Origin of the sequence: Taibaiella chishuiensis (genome assembly GCF_003014535.1) — a bacterium.
GTDB classification, from domain to species: Bacteria; Bacteroidota; Bacteroidia; order Chitinophagales; family Chitinophagaceae; genus Taibaiella; species Taibaiella chishuiensis.
The window spans coordinates 153,993-171,266 of record NZ_PYGD01000006.1; the positions used below are offsets into that span (position 1 = coordinate 153,993).

Genomic DNA, 17,274 nt, shown 5'->3' on the forward strand with positions numbered 1-17,274 from the left:
TCAGGAATTGGTGTTGTTAAACATGCTGCCGGTCGCCATGCGCCCGGGGTTCAGAGATCACGAGGAAATTAAGATCCTCCTGTTCCCGGTTGGCGACCAGGTGTGGCGTACCCGGCGGTATATGCAGGCTCTCGTCCGCATGCACTACCAGGCTGATCCCGTTGACCTCGAAAGTAGCGCAGCCCGAAAGAATATAAAACACCTGTTGCGCCTTGTGATGTAAGTGCCGTTGTTCGGTAGTACCGGGCGGCATCCGCTCCCGGATAACGCTCAGGCCTTCAGACTGCAGCAGGTGCCAGCCATCGCAATGGTCGCCCCAGGTATAATGTGCCGCATTTAAAACCGATTTGATCATAACCGATCGTTATTAATATTATAAGATGATATAATGAATCAAACACAAAACACTCATATAGCTACCACCGTACAGCAAAGTGTACCTCAACCCGTAACCAACGCTGGTCGCAAGGTTGCCGCTGCAATGGCGCCGGTGCCGGAATACGGGCAAGAGGATTTTCGAAAAACCCAAAAAGAGCAAAGCGAATGCAGTAAGCATGCCCGCGTACAGCAACCAGAACAGGAACCCGGATACTACACCGAGTAGTATACCGCCCAATAGTGCAACCAGGAAACCGGCCAGGCTGTCCGGAACGGCGTCCGACAAATCCAGGCCCAGGTCTCCGCCCCTTTCTAAAAAACGCTTTAGCGGGCGGATGCCGCCGGTTATCTTACCCGGGGTGCACCTGGGTCGTATACCTGCATACAACGCAGCGGTAATAAGCAGCATAAAAACAGCTGTTATCGCTATTGATGATACCAGGGTATTGTGCCAGAGGCTATGATGCCGCGGCAGCCCGGCCAGCCATACGCCACTTATGCCCAGGCCGGCAACGAGAAGTATCTTGAAAAAAGTGCTGCGGGATATCACCAGCTTACGCTGTGTAGAAGGAGTGGATGAAGGTAAAACTGGTGTCATAAAGTGATCATACCCCGTAATAACACAAGAACGGTTCAATTGTTGCCCGACCTGCTTCTTATACCAGGTAAATACAATACGTGGCGATAAGGAGAAACCCGAAAGGAATCTGCAGGACAAGCATAATTCTGTTTATCTTTGCCGCCCCGCGGAAAAAAAGGCGCCCCCACCGGGTTTGCCATAAACGGGAAAGCATACTATTATATACCTATTTGCGGCATGGAAGCTATTATATTTTGCGGGATTCAGGCAACGGGAAAATCTACTTTTTATAAAGAACATTTTTTCCGGTCGCATGTCCGTATATCGCTGGACCTGGTTAAAACCAGGCACCGGGAAGAACGCTTGCTGGAAGTATGCCTGCAAACCCAACAGTCATTCGTGGTAGACAATACCAACCCGGCCAAAGCCGACCGCAGCAGGTATATCCAGGCCGCCCGCGATCATAAATTTAAAGTAGTGGGGTATTATTTCCGGTCCGGGATCCGCGAAGCCATGGAACGCAACAAAGAACGCAGCGGCAGGGAACGCATCCCGGAAGTGGGGCTCAAAGGCACCTTCAGCCGGCTGGAATTGCCCGACCTCTCGGAAGGTTTCGACGAGCTGTATTATGTAAGCATAGAAAATAACCGTTTTACCGTTAAACCCTGGGAACATGAAATTTGATGAGCTGGATGCGAAAATGAGGGTTTATGAAACTGCCCGGGACCGGTGTATCGTTCCCGGCATGTATATTGTTGCCCGGATCGACGGCCGGGGCTTTACCCGGCTGACTAAAGAGCTTCACGCCTTCGAAGCGCCGTTCGACGAGCGTTTCAGGGATTATATGAGCGATACGGTTAAACACCTGATGCAATGCGGGTTCAATATCATTTATGGATATACGCAAAGCGACGAGATATCCTTGCTGTTCCATATCGATGAAACGGCTTTCTCCCGCAAGACCCGTAAATATATCTCGATCCTTTCCGGCGAAGCCAGCGCTAAGTTCTCGACCTTACTGGGTGGCGTAGCCACTTTCGATTGCAGGCTTTCGGAGCTGCCGGGCCGGCAACTGGTGGTCGACTACTTCAGGTGGCGCAATGAAGATGCGCACCGCAATGCTTTAAACACGCACTGCTACTGGCGTTTAAGAAAAGATAACTATAACCGCAACGAAGCTACGGCACGAATAACAGGCATGAGCATCGCCGCAAAGAACGAACTCCTGTTTAACTACGGCATTAATTTCAACGACCTGCCGGATTGGCAAAAACGCGGTATCGGTATCTACTGGACTAGCGCGCAGCACGAAGGCGTAAACCCGCATACAGGCCAAGCCGTAACCGTAAAACGCCGGGAGCTCCATACCGAATACCATCTTCCCATGCGGGAAGCCTATAGCGACTTTATCGAAACACTGATCAGCCGCAACGAAAAACAAAATACGTTAAACATATCCGCCGGGGACAACTAACCCCGGTTTGTACTTACTAAATTATATAATCAACCACCTTTTCATGTTCCTGGAAGAAAAAATTGAATGGATTAAGCGGAGTTACTCATCTGTCGACTTTAAAGTTCCCTACCTGCACGCCTCTAGTATCCTTAAATCAATTGAAAGAGAATTTATCAACGCCAAAGACCCGGCTGCCGATCCCGATAACCTGGAGCAAGACCAGAACCTGTGGCCCTCCAATATACGGCAGATGGCCCGTGTGGGCGCTGTAGACATGTGGGATCATACCCAATGGCTGGGCAAACTCGATTCCAACGCCAGCTACTGGACCATCCTGACCGGCGGCAGGCTGTCGTCGACCAAGGACATGATCTACGACTGCAAACCCAATGCGCTTACTTCCCTGTATTTCCTGACGCGTAATAATTTTTTTATTATCGATAAGAAATACAATTGGTTTACTTATTTTGAGATTAATAAGGAGCACAATACCGCGACCATCTATAAAGGCGGTACGGGTATCACCCCATTTGAATCCTGATTGCTTCGTTCCGAAATGCTTCGATAAACTATGCGCCCCAAGAAACATCTTATCGTTTTTGATATCGACGGTACCCTTACCGATTCCGTAACGGTGCACCAGGCCGGGTTTATAGCGGCCCTTAAACAGTTGGGCGTAACGGAGGTGAGCCATAATTTTCATACCTACAAACACCATACAGACCTGCACATTGCCCGCTGCCTCTACGAATCGGCCTTACAGCAGGCGTTCGACGCAACGGTCATCAGCCGGTTCGATACCCTGCTGGCCGACTATATCGTTGCGGCAGGGTTACCCGCCGAGATAAAAGGCGCAAAGCGGTTTGTAACGTACCTCGAGCAGGAAACGGATTTCGGCGTATGTTATGCCACCGGCTCTATGCACGGTCCTGCAGTATTGAAGCTGCGGGCAGCCGGTATCGGCTTTGCACCGCTGCAGCTGGCTGCCTCCAACCTGTACGAAGAACGTGGCGCGATTGTACAAGCGGCCATAGACAATGCCTGCACATATTATGGTGTGCGTAGCTTCGACCGCATCATCGCCTTTGGCGACGGTCTCTGGGATCTTAAAACGGCACAGGCGCTGGGTATCGGGTTCGTGGGCATTGGCCCGATCCATAAAACCGCCCTGGAAGCCGCCGGGATGGCGGTACACTGGAACGACTTCGAAGCCTTCGACCCTCTTTTTTTAAATTAAACAGTACCATGGATCACACCGTCAATACCGTAGCAATTTTCGACAAGCTGGCCCGGGTTTACCAGGACAAGTACATGGACACTTCCCTGTATCATGCTTCTTTCGACCAGTTCTGTGCGTATATCCCGGAGCCCGAAGCGCGCGTGCTGGAACTGGCCTGCGGTCCGGGTAATATTACCCGCTACCTGCTTAACAAACGGCCCGACCTTAAAATATTGAGCACCGACCTGGCGCCGCAAATGCTGGAGCTGGCGCGGACCAACAACCCGGAAGCGACCTTCCGTTTAATGGACTGCCGGGATATCGGTAAACTGAGCGAGCAATACGATGCCCTCATGTGCGGCTTCGCCCTACCCTATCTTTCGCGCGAAGAAGTACTCTCGCTTATTGCCGACGCCTCCCGTATCCTGGAGCCCGGTGGCGTATTGTATCTCAGCACCATGGAGGACGATTACAGCAAGTCGGGCATGCGCAGCGGCAGTACCGGCGACTCCCTGTTTGTTTATTTTCACGAAGCGGCCTTCCTGGCCAAAGCCCTGGGCGATCATGGCTTCCAGGTACTCCACATGCATCATCAGCCCTTCCCGGGTGGAGACAATATAACGGATCTTATCATTATCGCACAACAACAACATGCATGGCACAGGAGATAGAACGTAAATTCCTTGTAGACGCCCAGGCATGGAACAGTACCGAAAAGCCTGCCGGAGCAGTATTTCGCCAGGGATACCTGGTTACCGATCCGCAAAAGACCATACGGGTAAGGCTTACACCCGGTAAAGCATTCCTGACCATAAAAGGATTGACTACGGGCGTTACACGACCGGAATTCGAATATGAAATACCGGTAACTGAAGCAACCGAATTACTGAACCGTTTTGCCGTAACCGAACTGTCCAAAACACGGTATACCCTGCCCTTCGCAGGCAAGATATGGGAAGTGGATGTATTCAGCGGAACCAATACCGGTCTTATTGTAGCCGAGATAGAGCTGGACAGCGAAGACGAAGTGTTTGCCCTGCCCGGATGGGTAACCCTCGAGGTGACCGGCGACGCCAGGTACTACAATGCCAACCTGGCCCTGCATCCCTATACCCTCTGGTCACAGGATCTCAGTTCCTGAGTATTGCCGGTTGTTCTGTTGCATCATCCCGATCCAGGTTTTTAACATAGTCCAGGTAAGCACAGATCTGCCCGTCGAGTTTCTCCGGGTACGTATAACCCAGGCCTGCAGCAAGGGCCTGGCCCAGTTCGCGCCCTACTTCCGTATAGGCCTGCAAAGCCCGCCAGTTGTCCTCCGGGGCGCTTCCCGAAAAGGTAGCTTCTATCCTGGCCCAGAGTTCAGGGCTCAGGTACCGTTTAAACAAGCGGCCTTTTTTATTCGTGCTCACCTTCCAGTTATGCTGCATACCGATATACCATTCGATCATAGGTCGCAGGTATTGCGAACGCATCATATCCTCCGACATGAATTTGGCATAAAAGAGATTATCGCGCCAGAGGCATTTGGCGACATAGGTCATGTCCCACCAGAAATCGTTCATCAATTGTTGATAAGCTTCCGCAGTGGGCTTTTGGATAAATGCCGGCTTATACTCCGGCGTCTTCATACCTGCAGTAAGGTTATCTTTATCCATCATGATCTTATAACCGATATCCCAATCCTCTTCCAAAACCTCTGCCAGCACCGCTTTGCGGAACTCCTCCCTGCCATAGATTTTAAAATCGATCTTGGTATAATCCTCGTACAATACCATACGCATGGCATGTTTGCCATCGAAAACCTCTTCGCCTTCGACCACCATGGCGATAATACCGCCGAAGTTTTCGATCCAGGTAGGCTCTGCTAAAAATAAAGGCAGGTCATCGACCACCAGTTCTATATCCAGGTCGCTGAACCGGTCTACAGGCGCATAAGGATTGACCAGCGAACTGGTAAGCAGCACAACCCGTACGGTATCCGTAGTTGCAGCCCAGTACAATACCTGCTGTAGCTTACGCTCCCGGTTCTGTTCCATATCGGTCATAAGTTTCTGTTTTCGGAGTTTGTATTATTCAAAAAAGAATGATGTTTCTTGTTTCAGGATTCATCGGCGGGCATCCCGGTAATCGTACCGCTTCTGCGGAAGCGTTGCTTCTGTTCGAGCCAGGAAGTAAACAGGGTATAAAACACAGCCAGGATAATCGCACCTTTAAACATACCGGTAAATCCCCAGGCCGATATACCGCCGATAACCCCGATAAACAGAACCAGGAACGGCAGTTTACCCCCGCTCTTGGCAATCAGCACCGGCTTGAGCACGGCATCGATCACCAATACGGCGGCGCCATATATCGCCAGGAATACCGCCATGCCGGCATGGCCCTGGCTTGCCGACCATAATACCAGCGGCGCCCATACGATAAACGGTCCTACCTGGATCAGCACCAGGAAGAACACGAGGGCGGCCAGCAGTATTTTGAAATGGAGGCCGGCAATTACAAAACCGATCCAGGAAATGATCGTGGCTACAAAAGCCGTACCCATCACACCGATCGACACGCCTTTGATCGCATGACCCGTAGCCGCCATCAGGCTCAGGCCATCTCTTTTGCCCAGGAGGTGCTCCAGCGTTGCCTTTACGGGCTGCATCGCCTTCTCGCCACCTGCCAGCAGGAAAGCCGAGGTGATGATCCCGAGAATGATCTGTACCGCAGCGCCGATCACACCTGCGCTACCGGTAAGCATATGATGTAATACAACCCGGAGCTGGTGTTCGTAGCCCGTAAGCGCTTCGCGCGGGTTTTCCTGCAGGTGCTTCCAAAACTCAGAAAAGGTAGGCCCGGCATAGGGCATACCGGTGATATTATCGGGCAGATCGGGCAAGCCGTGTAAGCGTACTTCTTCTGCCAGTTGCAGCACATCTTTAATATGCCGGCCCAGGGCTGCGATCGCATATACAAAGGGCAATGCGGCCACTACGATCAGCACAATGGCATATAAGGTTGCCGCCAGCCTGCGCCGGCCGCCGAGCTTGCGGGCAAGCCAGTTATAAGGCTGGTCCATCGATACATAAAAGATCAGCGCAAAGGTGAAGACGCCAAAGAACACCTTCAACACATTATACAGCGCAAAAAGTAAGGCCAGCAGCGCCAGCAATACAAGCACGGTTTCAATAGTACTACGCGGGGAACGTTGACCAACAGGCATAGGTTATCGTTTAAAGATTCATATAAAAGCGGGGCAATAGGTCCTATAAACGGATCGTGAGTATAAATATATCGAATTCGGATAATAACGATTTTGTAAATCGCGGGGCAGTACAGCAGCAGGCAGGGAAATAAAAAAAGTCGCCCGGGAACAGGCGACTCAAAATCCATATGGATTAAATCAAAGAACAGGGTAAAGGAATTGATTACCATTCCCGGAGCAACACGAGTTTTTTCTGCGGCACTTTCGCAATCAGGTTCCGTGGTATCAATCAGCATGCTAAGATAACAGCGCCCGGCCGCCGCGGCAACACACAATGAGTAAGTGCACCGTTTATAGCGGTAACCGTTGAAAAAGGAATAGCTGTCGGCAGTCTCCCCTAACTTGCTCCCGGCTTAGAGCAGGTGCTTATTTTTAGAAAATTTAAAAATAAACAGTAATTAATTATTGTTTTACGATAATTAATTGCTAGGTTTGCATAAGTATTTAGATTAGATATTAGATATTAGATATTAGATATTAGATATTAGATATTAGATGTGAGATATTAGATGTGAGATGTGAGATGTGAGATGTGAGATATTGGATGTGAGATGTGAGATGTGAGATATTAGATGTGAGATGTGAGATGTGAGATAGCAAGTATCAAGCGGACGATTGTCATCGGGAGCGCAGCGAAGGAGCTCAATTTTTAGTATCAGGTATCAGGTATCAAGTATCAAGTATCAAGTATCAAGAGGACGACTGTCATCGGGAGCGCAGCGAAGGAGCTCAATTTTTAGTATCAGGTATCAAGTAGCAACTATCAAGAGGACGATTGTCATCCTGAGCGCAGCGAAGGATCTCATCAGTAAGCTGGCTTTATCAACGTGTCAATTATCAAGTACTCAAGGGTTCATTGTCATCCTGAGCGTAGCGAAGGATCTCATCAGTAAGCTAGCTTTATCAGCGTGTCAATCATTAAGTACCCAAGGGGGTCATTGTCATCCTGAGCGTAGCGAAGGAACTCATCAGTTAGCTGGCTTTGACAAAGGGGCATGTATTAGCAGGAGCCTGTCATCCTGAGCGTAGCGAAGGATCTCATCAGTAAGCTGGCTTTATCAGCGTGTCAATCATCAAGTACCCAAGGGGTTCATTGTCATCCTGAGCGCAGCGAAGGATCTCATCAGTTAGCTGGCTTTATCAGCGTGTCAATTATCAAGTATCAAGAGGACGATTGTCATCGGGAGCGCAGCGAAGGATCTCATCAGTTAGCTGGCTTTGTTCACGGTTTGCACACCTCACATCTCATATCTCACATCTCAACCCCCACTCATGAACCGCGTAAAAACCATATCCAGGATCCTCTATTACCTGAGCGCCTTGCTGGCATTGATCTATAGCGGCATGGCCCTGTATTCGGTTGTATGCCTGCTTACCGGCTGGAATCTTATTCCTTACGGCGAAGGTAAGTACCTGCATATCCTGTATCCCTTTACCAGTAAGCCTTTCCTAAACATCGACAACAACCTGCCTTATATGTTGTTTTCGTTTTTGTTACCGCTCACCTTATACGGACTGTTTTTTTGGATCACATGCGGCGTATTCCGCGTGTTTCATCAACCCAGGCTGTTTACCGCGAAAAATGTAACCCGGCTCCGGCAGTTTTACGGGTTCAACCTCATCGCACCCGTAAGCGCGGTATTGCTGGCGGCAATCTTTGTGCCGGTTGAAAGCCCTATCTGGGCGCTGGTCGTCGTACATTTGCTGCTCGGCGTTTTCGCCTATTTCTTTGCAGTAATTTTCAGGCAGGGACTTCAACTACAAAACGAACAGGATTTATTTATATAACTATGCCCATTATTGTCAATATCGATGTAATGCTCGCCAAACGGAAGATGCAGAGTAAGGAACTGGCGGAGCGACTGGGTATTACACCGGCTAACTTATCTATACTAAAAACAGGCAAAGCAAAAGGTATCCGGTTTGATACCCTCGAAGCCCTGTGCCGCATCCTGGAATGCCAACCCGGCGACATCCTGGAATACAAACAAACGGAGTAATCTAACCCGATCCATCATAGCCCTGTACACCTCCTGTAATGCAATACCACTGCATTACCAGGCTTACTATTCCCTATATTTTATACACCATGAACCACCTTAGCATCCGCCAGCTATCGCTGCAGTATCCCGGGGGACTGCTGGCACTCGACCAGATATCGCTCGATATCACCAATGGAATATTCGGTCTGCTGGGCCCCAATGGGGCCGGCAAATCGTCGCTCATGAAAGTGATTACCGGTCTTCAGCGCCCCCGAAACGGGCATATCAGTTTTAACGGGACCGATGTATTGAAAGAACCCGCCTTTATCAGGAGCCGGCTCGGTTTCCTGCCCCAGGATTTCGGCGTTTATCCTAAAGTATCTGCTTATACGCTCTTACAACACCTGGCATCGCTTAAAGGCATCGGCAACCACCGGGAACGGAAGGCGCAGATCCTTAGCCTGCTGGATAAAGTAAACCTGCTGCAGGTAAAAGACAAAGAGGTCCATACTTTTTCGGGCGGTATGCGGCAGCGTTTCGGTATAGCCCAGGCTTTGCTGGGCAACCCGCAGATCATTATTGCCGACGAACCCACGGCAGGCCTGGATCCTGAAGAACGTAACCGGCTGCACCTATTGCTCAGTGAGATCAGCATGCAGGTGATCGTCATCCTGTCTACCCACCTGGTAGAAGATGTACGGACGCTTTGTCATCAAATGGCGATCATCAGCCAGGGCAGGCTACTGACACAAGGAAGCCCGGAAAACATGATCCGGGAACTGGTAGGAAAAGTATGGACCCGCGCCATACCACCTGCAGAACGGCAGGCTTATGCGGCACATCCTTTTATCGGGCAGCAGCTCACCGGCAAAGTCCTGCACATAGCGATACACAGCGAACAACAACCGGAGGGTTTCCTGCCGCTTGCGCCTACACTCGAACACGTTTATTTCCATACCCTGAACCACTCCTGATCATGCGCCCCATTTTCCTGTTCGATCTCAGGCGTTATGCCCGATCACCCTGGACCAGCCTCGCCCTTGCCGGGCTTACAGCAGCCGGCGTCTTTGCCGGCAACCAGTTCAATATGGATACAGGCTCCGGCATTTACCTGAACAGCCCTTACCAGGCGGGCTTTATGCTGGGCATGCTCAGTCTCGCAGTAATCTTTATTGGTACCGTAACCGGGGCACAACTCCTATTCAAGGAGCGGGATACCCGGTTCGACATGCTCCTGTTTTCCTGCCCGGTTACGAAACAGCAGTTCGTAACCGGGCGCTTACTGGCCCTGCTCTGTATTACCATTGCCAGCTTCCTTTGCATCAGCCTGGGCTTTACCATTGGCATGCAAATACGCGTGGGTATTGCCATACAAGCCGGGTTCCGGCCGCTGCATTACCTATATCCCTTCCTGGTTTTCGGTTGTGTCAACAGCCTGTTTGTATGCAGCCTGTTGTGTTGGGTAGCCTGGCGATCGGAACATAAACTAGTGATGACCTTAAGCGGCCTGTTGCTGTATGTCCTGTACATGGTGGCCTTGCTGTTTTCCAACGCTCCCTTTATGGCGCATGGTCTGCCCCAGTCCATCCTGGCACAACGCATCTCTGCGCTTACCGACCCCTTCGGTCTTTCGGCCTATTTTTATACCAGTAGCGATTATTCTATTACACAGCGCAACACCTTTCTGGTACCGCTTTCAGGCTATTTCCTGGCCAACAGGCTGATCGTTGTAGTATTATCCCTTAGTCTTATCGGGTCAGGGTTCCGGGGCTTTTCTTTTTCGCCCGGGCGCGCCGGTAGCAGGAGGCGCCGGGTTAAGCCGGAAGTTATCACAACCACAATACACCCCCTATTTTTTATCAAACCCGATTTTTCTATACGAAGTCATATCCGCTCGATCATATCTTTCTGCCGCGTAGATCTCAGTTACCTGTTTAAAGGTATCGCTTTTTATGCAGGGGCCATCATCCTGTTATTTACCTGTGGTATGGAGCTCTATGCCGCTATAGAAAAGGGAATTCGCCTGCCACAGCAATATGCCCGCTCGGGACTGATGGCGGTAACGATCTCGGAGCATTTTCACCTTATCGGCCTGTTGCTGGTGGTTTACTTCGTCAATGACCTGTCCTGGAAAAGCAGGGCCAGCCGGTTTTCCATGATTGAAGACACCACCGTGCTCGTTACCGGTAAACAGTTGGGGCATTGGGCAAGTTATGCTGCTATTTTATTGGGTTATACGCTACTGCTGATCCTGTTGGGCATCATTTTCCAGTTAAGCTATCATTATACTTATATCGACTGGGAAGCCTATGCCGGTATATTCATCTGCTGTACCCTGCCCCTGTGGCTGCTTTCCGTACTGCTATCAGGCATCAACCAACTGGCGCCGCGAAGTTATATCGCCCTGGTCCTCTCCCTGGTAACGGCAGTGACAACAGCAAGTCCCTTGTCCCGCAAATGCATCAGCTACCCACTCTTCCGCTTCCTCTCCGGTTATTCCGGTCCCTATAGCGACTTTAGCGGTTATGGGCCTTACCTGCCGGCTTTCGCACTACGCCTGCTATCGGGGGCCTGCCTGCTGGGCATTTTATGGCTTACGGGCAGACAACTTGTCCGCAGGCGACCCGATCTCCCTGCAATTGCTGCAATAGTGTTGCTGGCAATAGCCGGGATATATGCAGGCAAACAGTTTATGCTGGGTTATGAACCCACAGACGAAACCGCGCAATTACAAGCTGCTGCCCGTTATGAACAATTATACCGGCAATACCAGGATATACCACAACCCCTGATCACTGCGGTAAAGACCCGGATCGACCTGTTCCCCTGCCGAACGGCCTATACCATCAATGGCCATTATACGCTCAAAAACCTTTCGGGGAGCGGCATTCCGGCAATATTATTCAATTTCAGCGACGAGTTGCTGATGCACCAGGCCTTGTATATTGCGGGTAAGGATACCATAAACATCCAACAGCGAACAAGCCTGGTCCGTTTGCCCCGGCCTTTACAACCGGGCGACAGCGCCAGCCTGCTGTTTACACTGAGTTATAGCTGGAGCCCGGCCAATGGGCATCAGTCTTTTAATGCCATTACCGGCAACGGATCGTTTATGCGCATCAGCCGTTACTATCCGCAGATCGGGTATATGGCCGAGCGGGAGATAACGGACATCCGCCAACGGGCGACTTTTGCATTGGGGCAACCGACAGGGATACGCAAGCTGGAGGCCCCGCGGAGTGAGGTACAGGACTTTATCGATCTCGATATGACGATATCGACCGACGCATCGCAAACGGCCATCGGAACCGGCCTCCTGGTACACCAATGGACGGCAGGTAACAGGAACTACTTTCATTACCGGCCCGGAACACCCGTCCCTTTCCGGTTTGCGGTATCTTCGGCAGCGTATAAACAGCGTTGCGTAAAGTATAAAGGCATAACCATCACGGTTTACTATCATCCCTTACATGCCGAGAATGTAGACCGGTTGCTTTATGCCGCACAGCAAACCCTCGACTATTGTTGCAAAAATTTCGGCCCTTATCCTTTTACCTCCATATCCTTTGCCGAAATATCGGCCTTTACGCGGGGCTTTGCCGCTACCGCCTATCCTGCCGTGATCTTTATGCCGGAACAGATGATCTTTCACACCAATATCCTGGCCGACCAGCAGCAGGATGTGATCAACGAACTGGCAGGTCATGAGCTCTCGCATTTGTGGTGGGGCAACAGCCAGATCGACCCTGATGATCGGGAAGGCGCAGTCATGCTCACCGAAACACTCGCGATGTATACAGAGATGATGTTGTACAAAAAAATGTATGGAACAAAAAAAATGCAGCAGCGCCTGGACGTACAGCAACAGATCTACGAAGCGGCAAAAGGCTTTTCGGAGCCACAGGCTTTGTGTAAAGTAACCGGCGACAACACCCATATTTCGTACGCGAAAGGCGCTATGGTAATGGTTGCACTCAGCAGGCTTATCGGCGAGGATAAGGTAAACCAGGCCCTGTCTCTTTTCCTGGACCGGCACAAATTTCCCGCGCGCAAACCCGTATCGACCGACCTGGTGCGGGCTATACTTGATGTAAGCGATACGCAATACCATACGGAGATCCGCAGGTTATTTATGGAGCCCTAAAGGTTAATGATGGATAGCGTGTAACAGGAATCCCAGTAGCAGCACGCAAATTGAAAAAGTAATAATTCCTAAAAGATAGGCCCCTACTGCTTTCAGGTAATTGACGAATTTATTTTTCTCAAAAAACTGCCCTACAGCCCAGGCATGATAACCCATAAAAAGCATGCCCCCATAATGCAACAGGTGCGCATGGCTAAGTCCTTCGGCGATAGCGAAAAGGGAGAACAGTAACATGCCTACTCCCTGAACAAAACACAGCACAATAAGCAATTCGAAAAAATTATAGCCATATTTCCGGAAGAACAGCTTTTGCCAACATGCAATAAATACACCCATAATAATATTAGCGTAACCATAGTGGTGTTGTACCCATTGGTTCACCGGGTTTATACCGGCTGTATTGGTTTTATCGAAATTAAGGTACCCTTCTTCAATATGAAAAAAGTGGTTGGTTACGGTATAAATTAAAGACGTTACGATAATAAATACGATAGGCTTTACAAGCCGGTTCCTGTTGTTTAAAATGAACGTGTTGATACTTTCACCCGGCTGGACGACCAATTCCTTAACGGTATAAAATATCCCTTTTTCCAAATGCAGGATATGTTCTATCTCGTGCTGGATATAATGCCGGTCAATCCGTTTCAACCTGGCTGGTGTACCACATTTGGAACAATAGTTTTCGGGTATATCCTGTTGGCAGCTGTTGCAGATGGCTATCATAACTCAATATTTGAATGCGCTATTTTTATGTATTTTTTTTGATCATGGCTACCCTAACCAAAACAATTGAACGGCAAAACGGTAAAGAGCCCGGGGCTTCATTTGCATACTTATTGCTGGCGTAGACCAGCAAGCTTCATGAGGATGATTTTTCCCTTGTCACGTTTTGATTGTACCTAAGCACAAAATTGAGCAATACAGCAGTATTAGCCGCTACACTTCAGTGTAAAAAGGGCATTACCCCCAGGCATAAAAATGCTTAGCGTTAAAGACGTTCCTTTATCGGGAAGACGGGGTTATAGTATGATCCTGGAATTGGAGGGTCGAAACGGGCAATCCGGCTATGCCGCTTTTTTTTTACCCGATTTTATCCGAAAGCGAGCCTAAATCCATGACCCGTGCAGTATTGGTATTATTCGACCCAGTTACTCGCTTAGAAGGCCCACTTACTCAATATAGCTTTTTACAGCAAATTATAATCAGGTAATTGTAGGTACTAAACAACATACCTTATGAAAAAAAAGCAAGTAAATCTCAATCGTAAGCTTTTCTTACAGAAGAACCTGATCGGCACATTAACGATAACAGACACGAGGGCTGTTCTGGGCGGAGCGACCTTAGCCGGCGATACGTCTCCCTGCGGCCCTTGCACCGGCCCAACCTATACCTGCCCGACCGCGTTAAACTGTCCGCCACCCAAAACAAATCTTACCCTAAGTAATCCATGTTGCGGGTTCTAAATTGCCCGAAACAATCGTCAATGATTTTATGCTAAAAAAGCTACCGTCACCGGTAGCTTTTTGTTTTTAAAGGAAGGAACGATTAGTGCATGACCCCATGGGCGGCAATCTAAGAGAAATTAAGCTTGCTTTCAAAATAGAAAAATCAGGGAACGTTATATACCAAGGCATTCATGTTTACACCTGCTCCTACGGAAACAAATATTATATTATCACCTTTCTGGAGCGCGTGATCGGCTATCCTTCCTTTGCAAACCAAATCGTACAAGGTAGGCAGTGTTGCTACGGAACTATTTCCCAACCATGCAATGGTCATCGGCATGATCCCCTCAGGCGGCGAAGCTGCTCCATACAGACTGTAAAGGCCTTTCAATATGGCATCGTCCATTTTCTCATTGGCCTGGTGTATCAGTATTTTATCAACCTGGTCAATGGATAGCCCGGCTTTGTCGAGACATTCCCTGATCATTTGGGGCACCGTTTTTAAAGCATACTCATATAATTTCCTGCCGTTCATTTTTAGGAAAAGATGGTCAGCCTTGTAATCAGGGTTAATGGATCGGTCCATTCTCAATACGTAAGCCAGTTCAGAACTGTAAGACTTTGTGACGTGCGCCAATACACCTGAGGGTACATTATGCTCCGCGGTCTCTAAAATAATCGCGCCTGCCCCATCAGCATAAATCATACTATCCCGGTCGTGCGGATCGCAAATGCGCGACAAGGTTTCCGCCCCCACGACCAATACGCGCTTAGCGTCGCCTGAGCGGATGTAATAATCAGCCTGGATCACCCCCTGTAACCATCCGGCACAGCCGAACGGCAGATCATAGGCTACCGTAGTGGGGTTAGCAATCCTCAGAAAGTGTTTTACCCTGGATGCGATTGTGGGTACAAATTCACTTCTCCGGTTCGTTTCCTTAATATCTCCGAAATTGTGTGCTACAATGATGTAATCGAGAGACTCCGGATCAACTCCGGCAGACTGAAGTGCATGTTGTGCCGCAAAACCGGCAATATCTGACGTGACGAGATCTTCAGTTACATACCGCCGTTCCCGGATACCTGTTATCTTGCTAAATTGCGCTATAATTTCCATATTTTCCTTCGGCAGCTTTAATCCGTCAGGACCATAAAAGCTATGCTGCATAAAGTCTGCGTTCAACACCCTTCTTTCCGGAATATAGCTCCCACTGCCTCTGATCACTGTACCTCTTTTTCCTTTTTGCATTATAATAAAATTCGTATTTGACGGCATATATCAATAGTTATACCGTTTGGATAAAAAATAATCAATATTGAACCTTATTACCATCACTGCGACGACACATAGATGGCAAGCCCGGCAACATACTCCTGCCATGCATTTGAAGCCAGTGGCCGGAGGTGCCATCCAGTCCTTCTTCCTGCTTCAAAAAACATCCTGCTTTCCCGGCAATACATAAAGAAAGCCACAAACAATGACCGATAAAAAATAAACGGGCACGGCGGCGACGGAAGCAATTAACGTTATAGCGGCCTATGTTATACCAAAGGAAGGAGTATGGCATACACATGACACAAAAACCTATCAAATGAAAATATAGTGGAAAATGGCGGCTGAAGAAGCAAGTACTGAAGCGGAACATATTATGTCACGATCAGCGTAAGCAAAGGCAGAAACCTGTTTGGGCTGAAGATACACTAATAAACTTAAAACACATCCTTTTATTCGCCTTGGATACTTATTATTGCCCCTATCTTTAAGTCCTTGCTTTATGGCAATTGTTATAGGGCAGCTCCGTTAAAGCGCTCCGGTTTGCGCCACCAGAGCTTCAAGGTGTTGCAGACCTTATGAAATTAAATTTTTAAAGCCAGCTGAATTGTTTAGCTTTGATATCTATAGATTACCTGTGGGGTTGAAATTGCGCTAATCCTTGTTTTTTAGCCTGTTCTGACCCTGCCCGTTTTCCTTCTGCTTCGATATCCGCCAATCGGCGGAGACCAAAGATGTTGTCGGGACTTATCATTTCCTATATCCTATATCATTATAGTTTAAGCCTTTGATTGGCCATGCCGTGGTAACGGACCTTCTGTATTTAAGTTAACCATCGTGATCCGGGAAGAATGGATCATCATGATTAATCAGAGTAAGCCTATGGCTCACTCGTCCAAATAGCCGATTCGCTTAATAGCAATCGGAATTTCTTCATAATTAAACATAAAAACAAACTACTATATGGCAGGAACCTATGCAAAAAAAGATCGTGAAAGTAAAAAGGCGAAAGTCAAAAGAGATAAAGCAGACAAAAAGGAACAACGTAAGCTCAACAATAATAAAGGTAAGAGCTTAGACGAAATGATGGCCTATGTGGATATCGACGGGAACCTAACCTCTGAACCGCCTGATATGCGCACTCCGAAAGAGACTACCCGTACTAATCACGGCGCCGCTTCGCCGGTATATGATCCGGAGCAAATGCGCTCGGGATCAGTAGTGTTTTTCGACGATGCTAAAAGATATGGTTTTATCAATGATAGCAAAAGCGGCGAAAGCATTTTTGTTTTAGGCAGGAATGCCGCGTTCAAAATTAAAAAGGGTGATCATGTAAGTTTTTATAAAGAACGAGGAAGTAAGGGTTTTATTGCCGTTAATGTCCAGCTAATACCTAAATAAGCTAGGTAAATAGGTTTACGGGGGCATTTTGAGATCGACATCCTTCATGTTTTTGGCGGGGTAAGCATCTCCTGTTTTTGCTTCAACTTTCTTAAGCCACTCAAAAGTCTACAGTGAGGTGACTACTTTTGAGTGTCATTTTTCAT

At 48.7% G+C, this 17,274-nt stretch carries 18 protein-coding genes; 12 read left to right on the forward strand and 6 right to left on the reverse strand.

Features of this window, described 5'->3' with window-relative positions; translation table 11 throughout:
* Nucleotides 1-16: 16 nt before the first annotated feature.
* Nucleotides 17-355 carry a cupin domain-containing protein gene (locus tag B0I18_RS15945; protein ID WP_106523731.1) on the reverse strand — a complete coding sequence of 113 codons (339 nt, stop codon included), beginning with the start codon at nt 353-355 and terminating at the stop codon, nt 17-19.
* Between the two features lie 18 nt (nt 356-373).
* Nucleotides 374-1,096, reverse strand: coding sequence for a hypothetical protein (locus B0I18_RS15950; protein ID WP_146146767.1), 723 nt, complete (start codon nt 1,094-1,096; stop codon nt 374-376).
* A 99-nt stretch (nt 1,097-1,195) separates the two neighbouring features.
* Between B0I18_RS15950 and B0I18_RS15955 the strand changes: the two genes are divergently transcribed.
* The 6 genes from B0I18_RS15955 to B0I18_RS15980 are packed head-to-tail and all read left to right on the forward strand — an operon-like array spanning nt 1,196 to nt 4,774.
* Nucleotides 1,196-1,642 carry an ATP-binding protein gene (locus B0I18_RS15955; protein ID WP_106523866.1) on the forward strand — a complete coding sequence of 149 codons (447 nt, stop codon included), beginning with the start codon at nt 1,196-1,198 and terminating at the stop codon, nt 1,640-1,642.
* On the forward strand, nt 1,632-2,432 hold the full coding sequence (locus B0I18_RS15960) for a tRNA(His) guanylyltransferase Thg1 family protein (protein WP_106523733.1): 801 nt from the start codon (nt 1,632-1,634) through the stop codon (nt 2,430-2,432). Before B0I18_RS15955 ends, B0I18_RS15960 begins: the two co-directional genes overlap by 11 nt.
* Before the next feature lie 43 nt (nt 2,433-2,475).
* The gene (locus B0I18_RS15965) at nt 2,476-2,955 is read left to right on the forward strand and encodes a hypothetical protein (RefSeq protein WP_106523734.1); all 480 of its coding nucleotides are present in this window, start codon (nt 2,476-2,478) and stop codon (nt 2,953-2,955) included.
* Nucleotides 2,956-2,985: 30 nt separating this feature from the next.
* Complete coding sequence (locus B0I18_RS15970; RefSeq protein WP_106523735.1) at nt 2,986-3,651, forward strand: HAD family hydrolase; 666 nt, start codon at nt 2,986-2,988, stop codon at nt 3,649-3,651.
* A gap of 8 nt (nt 3,652-3,659) precedes the next feature.
* On the forward strand, nt 3,660-4,304 hold the full coding sequence (locus B0I18_RS15975) for a class I SAM-dependent methyltransferase (protein WP_106523736.1): 645 nt from the start codon (nt 3,660-3,662) through the stop codon (nt 4,302-4,304).
* Complete coding sequence (locus tag B0I18_RS15980; RefSeq protein WP_106523737.1) at nt 4,289-4,774, forward strand: CYTH domain-containing protein; 486 nt, start codon at nt 4,289-4,291, stop codon at nt 4,772-4,774. Before B0I18_RS15975 ends, B0I18_RS15980 begins: the two co-directional genes overlap by 16 nt.
* On the opposite strand, the gene B0I18_RS15985 is transcribed toward B0I18_RS15980, so the two are convergent.
* Together B0I18_RS15985 and B0I18_RS15990 are read right to left on the reverse strand one after the other, a co-directional pair.
* Nucleotides 4,764-5,669 carry an aminoglycoside 6-adenylyltransferase gene (locus B0I18_RS15985; RefSeq protein WP_106523867.1) on the reverse strand — a complete coding sequence of 302 codons (906 nt, stop codon included), beginning with the start codon at nt 5,667-5,669 and terminating at the stop codon, nt 4,764-4,766. The genes B0I18_RS15980 and B0I18_RS15985 overlap by 11 nt on opposite strands.
* Nucleotides 5,670-5,731: 62 nt before the next feature.
* The gene (locus B0I18_RS15990; RefSeq protein ID WP_106523738.1) at nt 5,732-6,841 is read right to left on the reverse strand and encodes an AI-2E family transporter; all 1,110 of its coding nucleotides are present in this window, start codon (nt 6,839-6,841) and stop codon (nt 5,732-5,734) included.
* Nucleotides 6,842-8,155: 1,314 nt separating this feature from the next.
* Between B0I18_RS15990 and B0I18_RS15995 the strand changes: the two genes are divergently transcribed.
* From B0I18_RS15995 to B0I18_RS16010, 4 genes are all read left to right on the forward strand, one after another.
* Nucleotides 8,156-8,671 (forward strand): DUF2975 domain-containing protein, encoded by a 516-nt coding sequence (locus B0I18_RS15995; protein ID WP_106523739.1) that lies wholly within the window; start codon nt 8,156-8,158, stop codon nt 8,669-8,671.
* 2 nt (nt 8,672-8,673) lie between these two features.
* A complete protein-coding gene (locus B0I18_RS16000) occupies nt 8,674-8,883 on the forward strand; it encodes a helix-turn-helix domain-containing protein (protein ID WP_106523740.1) in 210 nt (69 codons plus the stop codon).
* 89 nt (nt 8,884-8,972) lie between these two features.
* The gene (locus B0I18_RS16005) at nt 8,973-9,839 is read left to right on the forward strand and encodes an ABC transporter ATP-binding protein (protein WP_106523741.1); all 867 of its coding nucleotides are present in this window, start codon (nt 8,973-8,975) and stop codon (nt 9,837-9,839) included.
* Nucleotides 9,840-9,841: 2 nt separating this feature from the next.
* A complete protein-coding gene (locus B0I18_RS16010; protein ID WP_106523742.1) occupies nt 9,842-13,009 on the forward strand; it encodes an ABC transporter permease/M1 family aminopeptidase in 3,168 nt (1,055 codons plus the stop codon).
* Nucleotides 13,010-13,012: 3 nt separating this feature from the next.
* On the opposite strand, the gene B0I18_RS16015 is transcribed toward B0I18_RS16010, so the two are convergent.
* Nucleotides 13,013-13,732: a DUF3667 domain-containing protein gene (locus B0I18_RS16015; RefSeq protein ID WP_106523743.1), complete on the reverse strand. Its 720-nt coding sequence runs from the start codon at nt 13,730-13,732 to the stop codon at nt 13,013-13,015.
* A gap of 512 nt (nt 13,733-14,244) precedes the next feature.
* On the opposite strand from B0I18_RS16015, the gene B0I18_RS25525 reads away from it, so the two are divergent.
* Nucleotides 14,245-14,472, forward strand: coding sequence for a class I lanthipeptide (locus tag B0I18_RS25525; RefSeq protein WP_219905991.1), 228 nt, complete (start codon nt 14,245-14,247; stop codon nt 14,470-14,472).
* Between the two features lie 145 nt (nt 14,473-14,617).
* Here the strand turns inward: B0I18_RS25525 and B0I18_RS16020 are convergent, their stop codons facing one another.
* On the reverse strand, nt 14,618-15,703 hold the full coding sequence (locus B0I18_RS16020; RefSeq protein WP_106523868.1) for a 3-oxoacyl-ACP synthase III family protein: 1,086 nt from the start codon (nt 15,701-15,703) through the stop codon (nt 14,618-14,620).
* Nucleotides 15,704-16,690: 987 nt separating this feature from the next.
* Between B0I18_RS16020 and B0I18_RS16025 the strand changes: the two genes are divergently transcribed.
* Nucleotides 16,691-17,128 carry a cold-shock protein gene (locus B0I18_RS16025; RefSeq protein ID WP_106523744.1) on the forward strand — a complete coding sequence of 146 codons (438 nt, stop codon included), beginning with the start codon at nt 16,691-16,693 and terminating at the stop codon, nt 17,126-17,128.
* The last annotated feature ends 146 nt before the right edge of the window (nt 17,129-17,274 follow it).

Excerpts from the sequence above, each read along its gene's own strand:
- B0I18_RS15945 (WP_106523731.1), bottom strand. The coding sequence starts at position 355 with ATGATCAAATCGGTTTTAAATGCGGCACATTATACCTGGGGCGACCAT.
- B0I18_RS15955 (WP_106523866.1), top strand. The coding sequence starts at position 1,196 with ATGGAAGCTATTATATTTTGCGGGATTCAGGCAACGGGAAAATCTACT.
- B0I18_RS15960 (WP_106523733.1), top strand. The coding sequence starts at position 1,632 with ATGAAATTTGATGAGCTGGATGCGAAAATGAGGGTTTATGAAACTGCC.
- B0I18_RS15965 (WP_106523734.1), top strand. The coding sequence starts at position 2,476 with ATGTTCCTGGAAGAAAAAATTGAATGGATTAAGCGGAGTTACTCATCT.
- B0I18_RS15970 (WP_106523735.1), top strand. The coding sequence starts at position 2,986 with ATGCGCCCCAAGAAACATCTTATCGTTTTTGATATCGACGGTACCCTT.
- B0I18_RS15975 (WP_106523736.1), top strand. The coding sequence starts at position 3,660 with ATGGATCACACCGTCAATACCGTAGCAATTTTCGACAAGCTGGCCCGG.
- B0I18_RS15980 (WP_106523737.1), top strand. The coding sequence starts at position 4,289 with ATGGCACAGGAGATAGAACGTAAATTCCTTGTAGACGCCCAGGCATGG.
- B0I18_RS15985 (WP_106523867.1), bottom strand. The coding sequence starts at position 5,669 with ATGGAACAGAACCGGGAGCGTAAGCTACAGCAGGTATTGTACTGGGCT.
- B0I18_RS15990 (WP_106523738.1), bottom strand. The coding sequence starts at position 6,841 with ATGCCTGTTGGTCAACGTTCCCCGCGTAGTACTATTGAAACCGTGCTT.
- B0I18_RS15995 (WP_106523739.1), top strand. The coding sequence starts at position 8,156 with ATGAACCGCGTAAAAACCATATCCAGGATCCTCTATTACCTGAGCGCC.
- B0I18_RS16000 (WP_106523740.1), top strand. The coding sequence starts at position 8,674 with ATGCCCATTATTGTCAATATCGATGTAATGCTCGCCAAACGGAAGATG.
- B0I18_RS16005 (WP_106523741.1), top strand. The coding sequence starts at position 8,973 with ATGAACCACCTTAGCATCCGCCAGCTATCGCTGCAGTATCCCGGGGGA.
- B0I18_RS16010 (WP_106523742.1), top strand. The coding sequence starts at position 9,842 with ATGCGCCCCATTTTCCTGTTCGATCTCAGGCGTTATGCCCGATCACCC.
- B0I18_RS16015 (WP_106523743.1), bottom strand. The coding sequence starts at position 13,732 with ATGATAGCCATCTGCAACAGCTGCCAACAGGATATACCCGAAAACTAT.
- B0I18_RS25525 (WP_219905991.1), top strand. The coding sequence starts at position 14,245 with ATGAAAAAAAAGCAAGTAAATCTCAATCGTAAGCTTTTCTTACAGAAG.
- B0I18_RS16020 (WP_106523868.1), bottom strand. The coding sequence starts at position 15,703 with ATGCAAAAAGGAAAAAGAGGTACAGTGATCAGAGGCAGTGGGAGCTAT.
- B0I18_RS16025 (WP_106523744.1), top strand. The coding sequence starts at position 16,691 with ATGGCAGGAACCTATGCAAAAAAAGATCGTGAAAGTAAAAAGGCGAAA.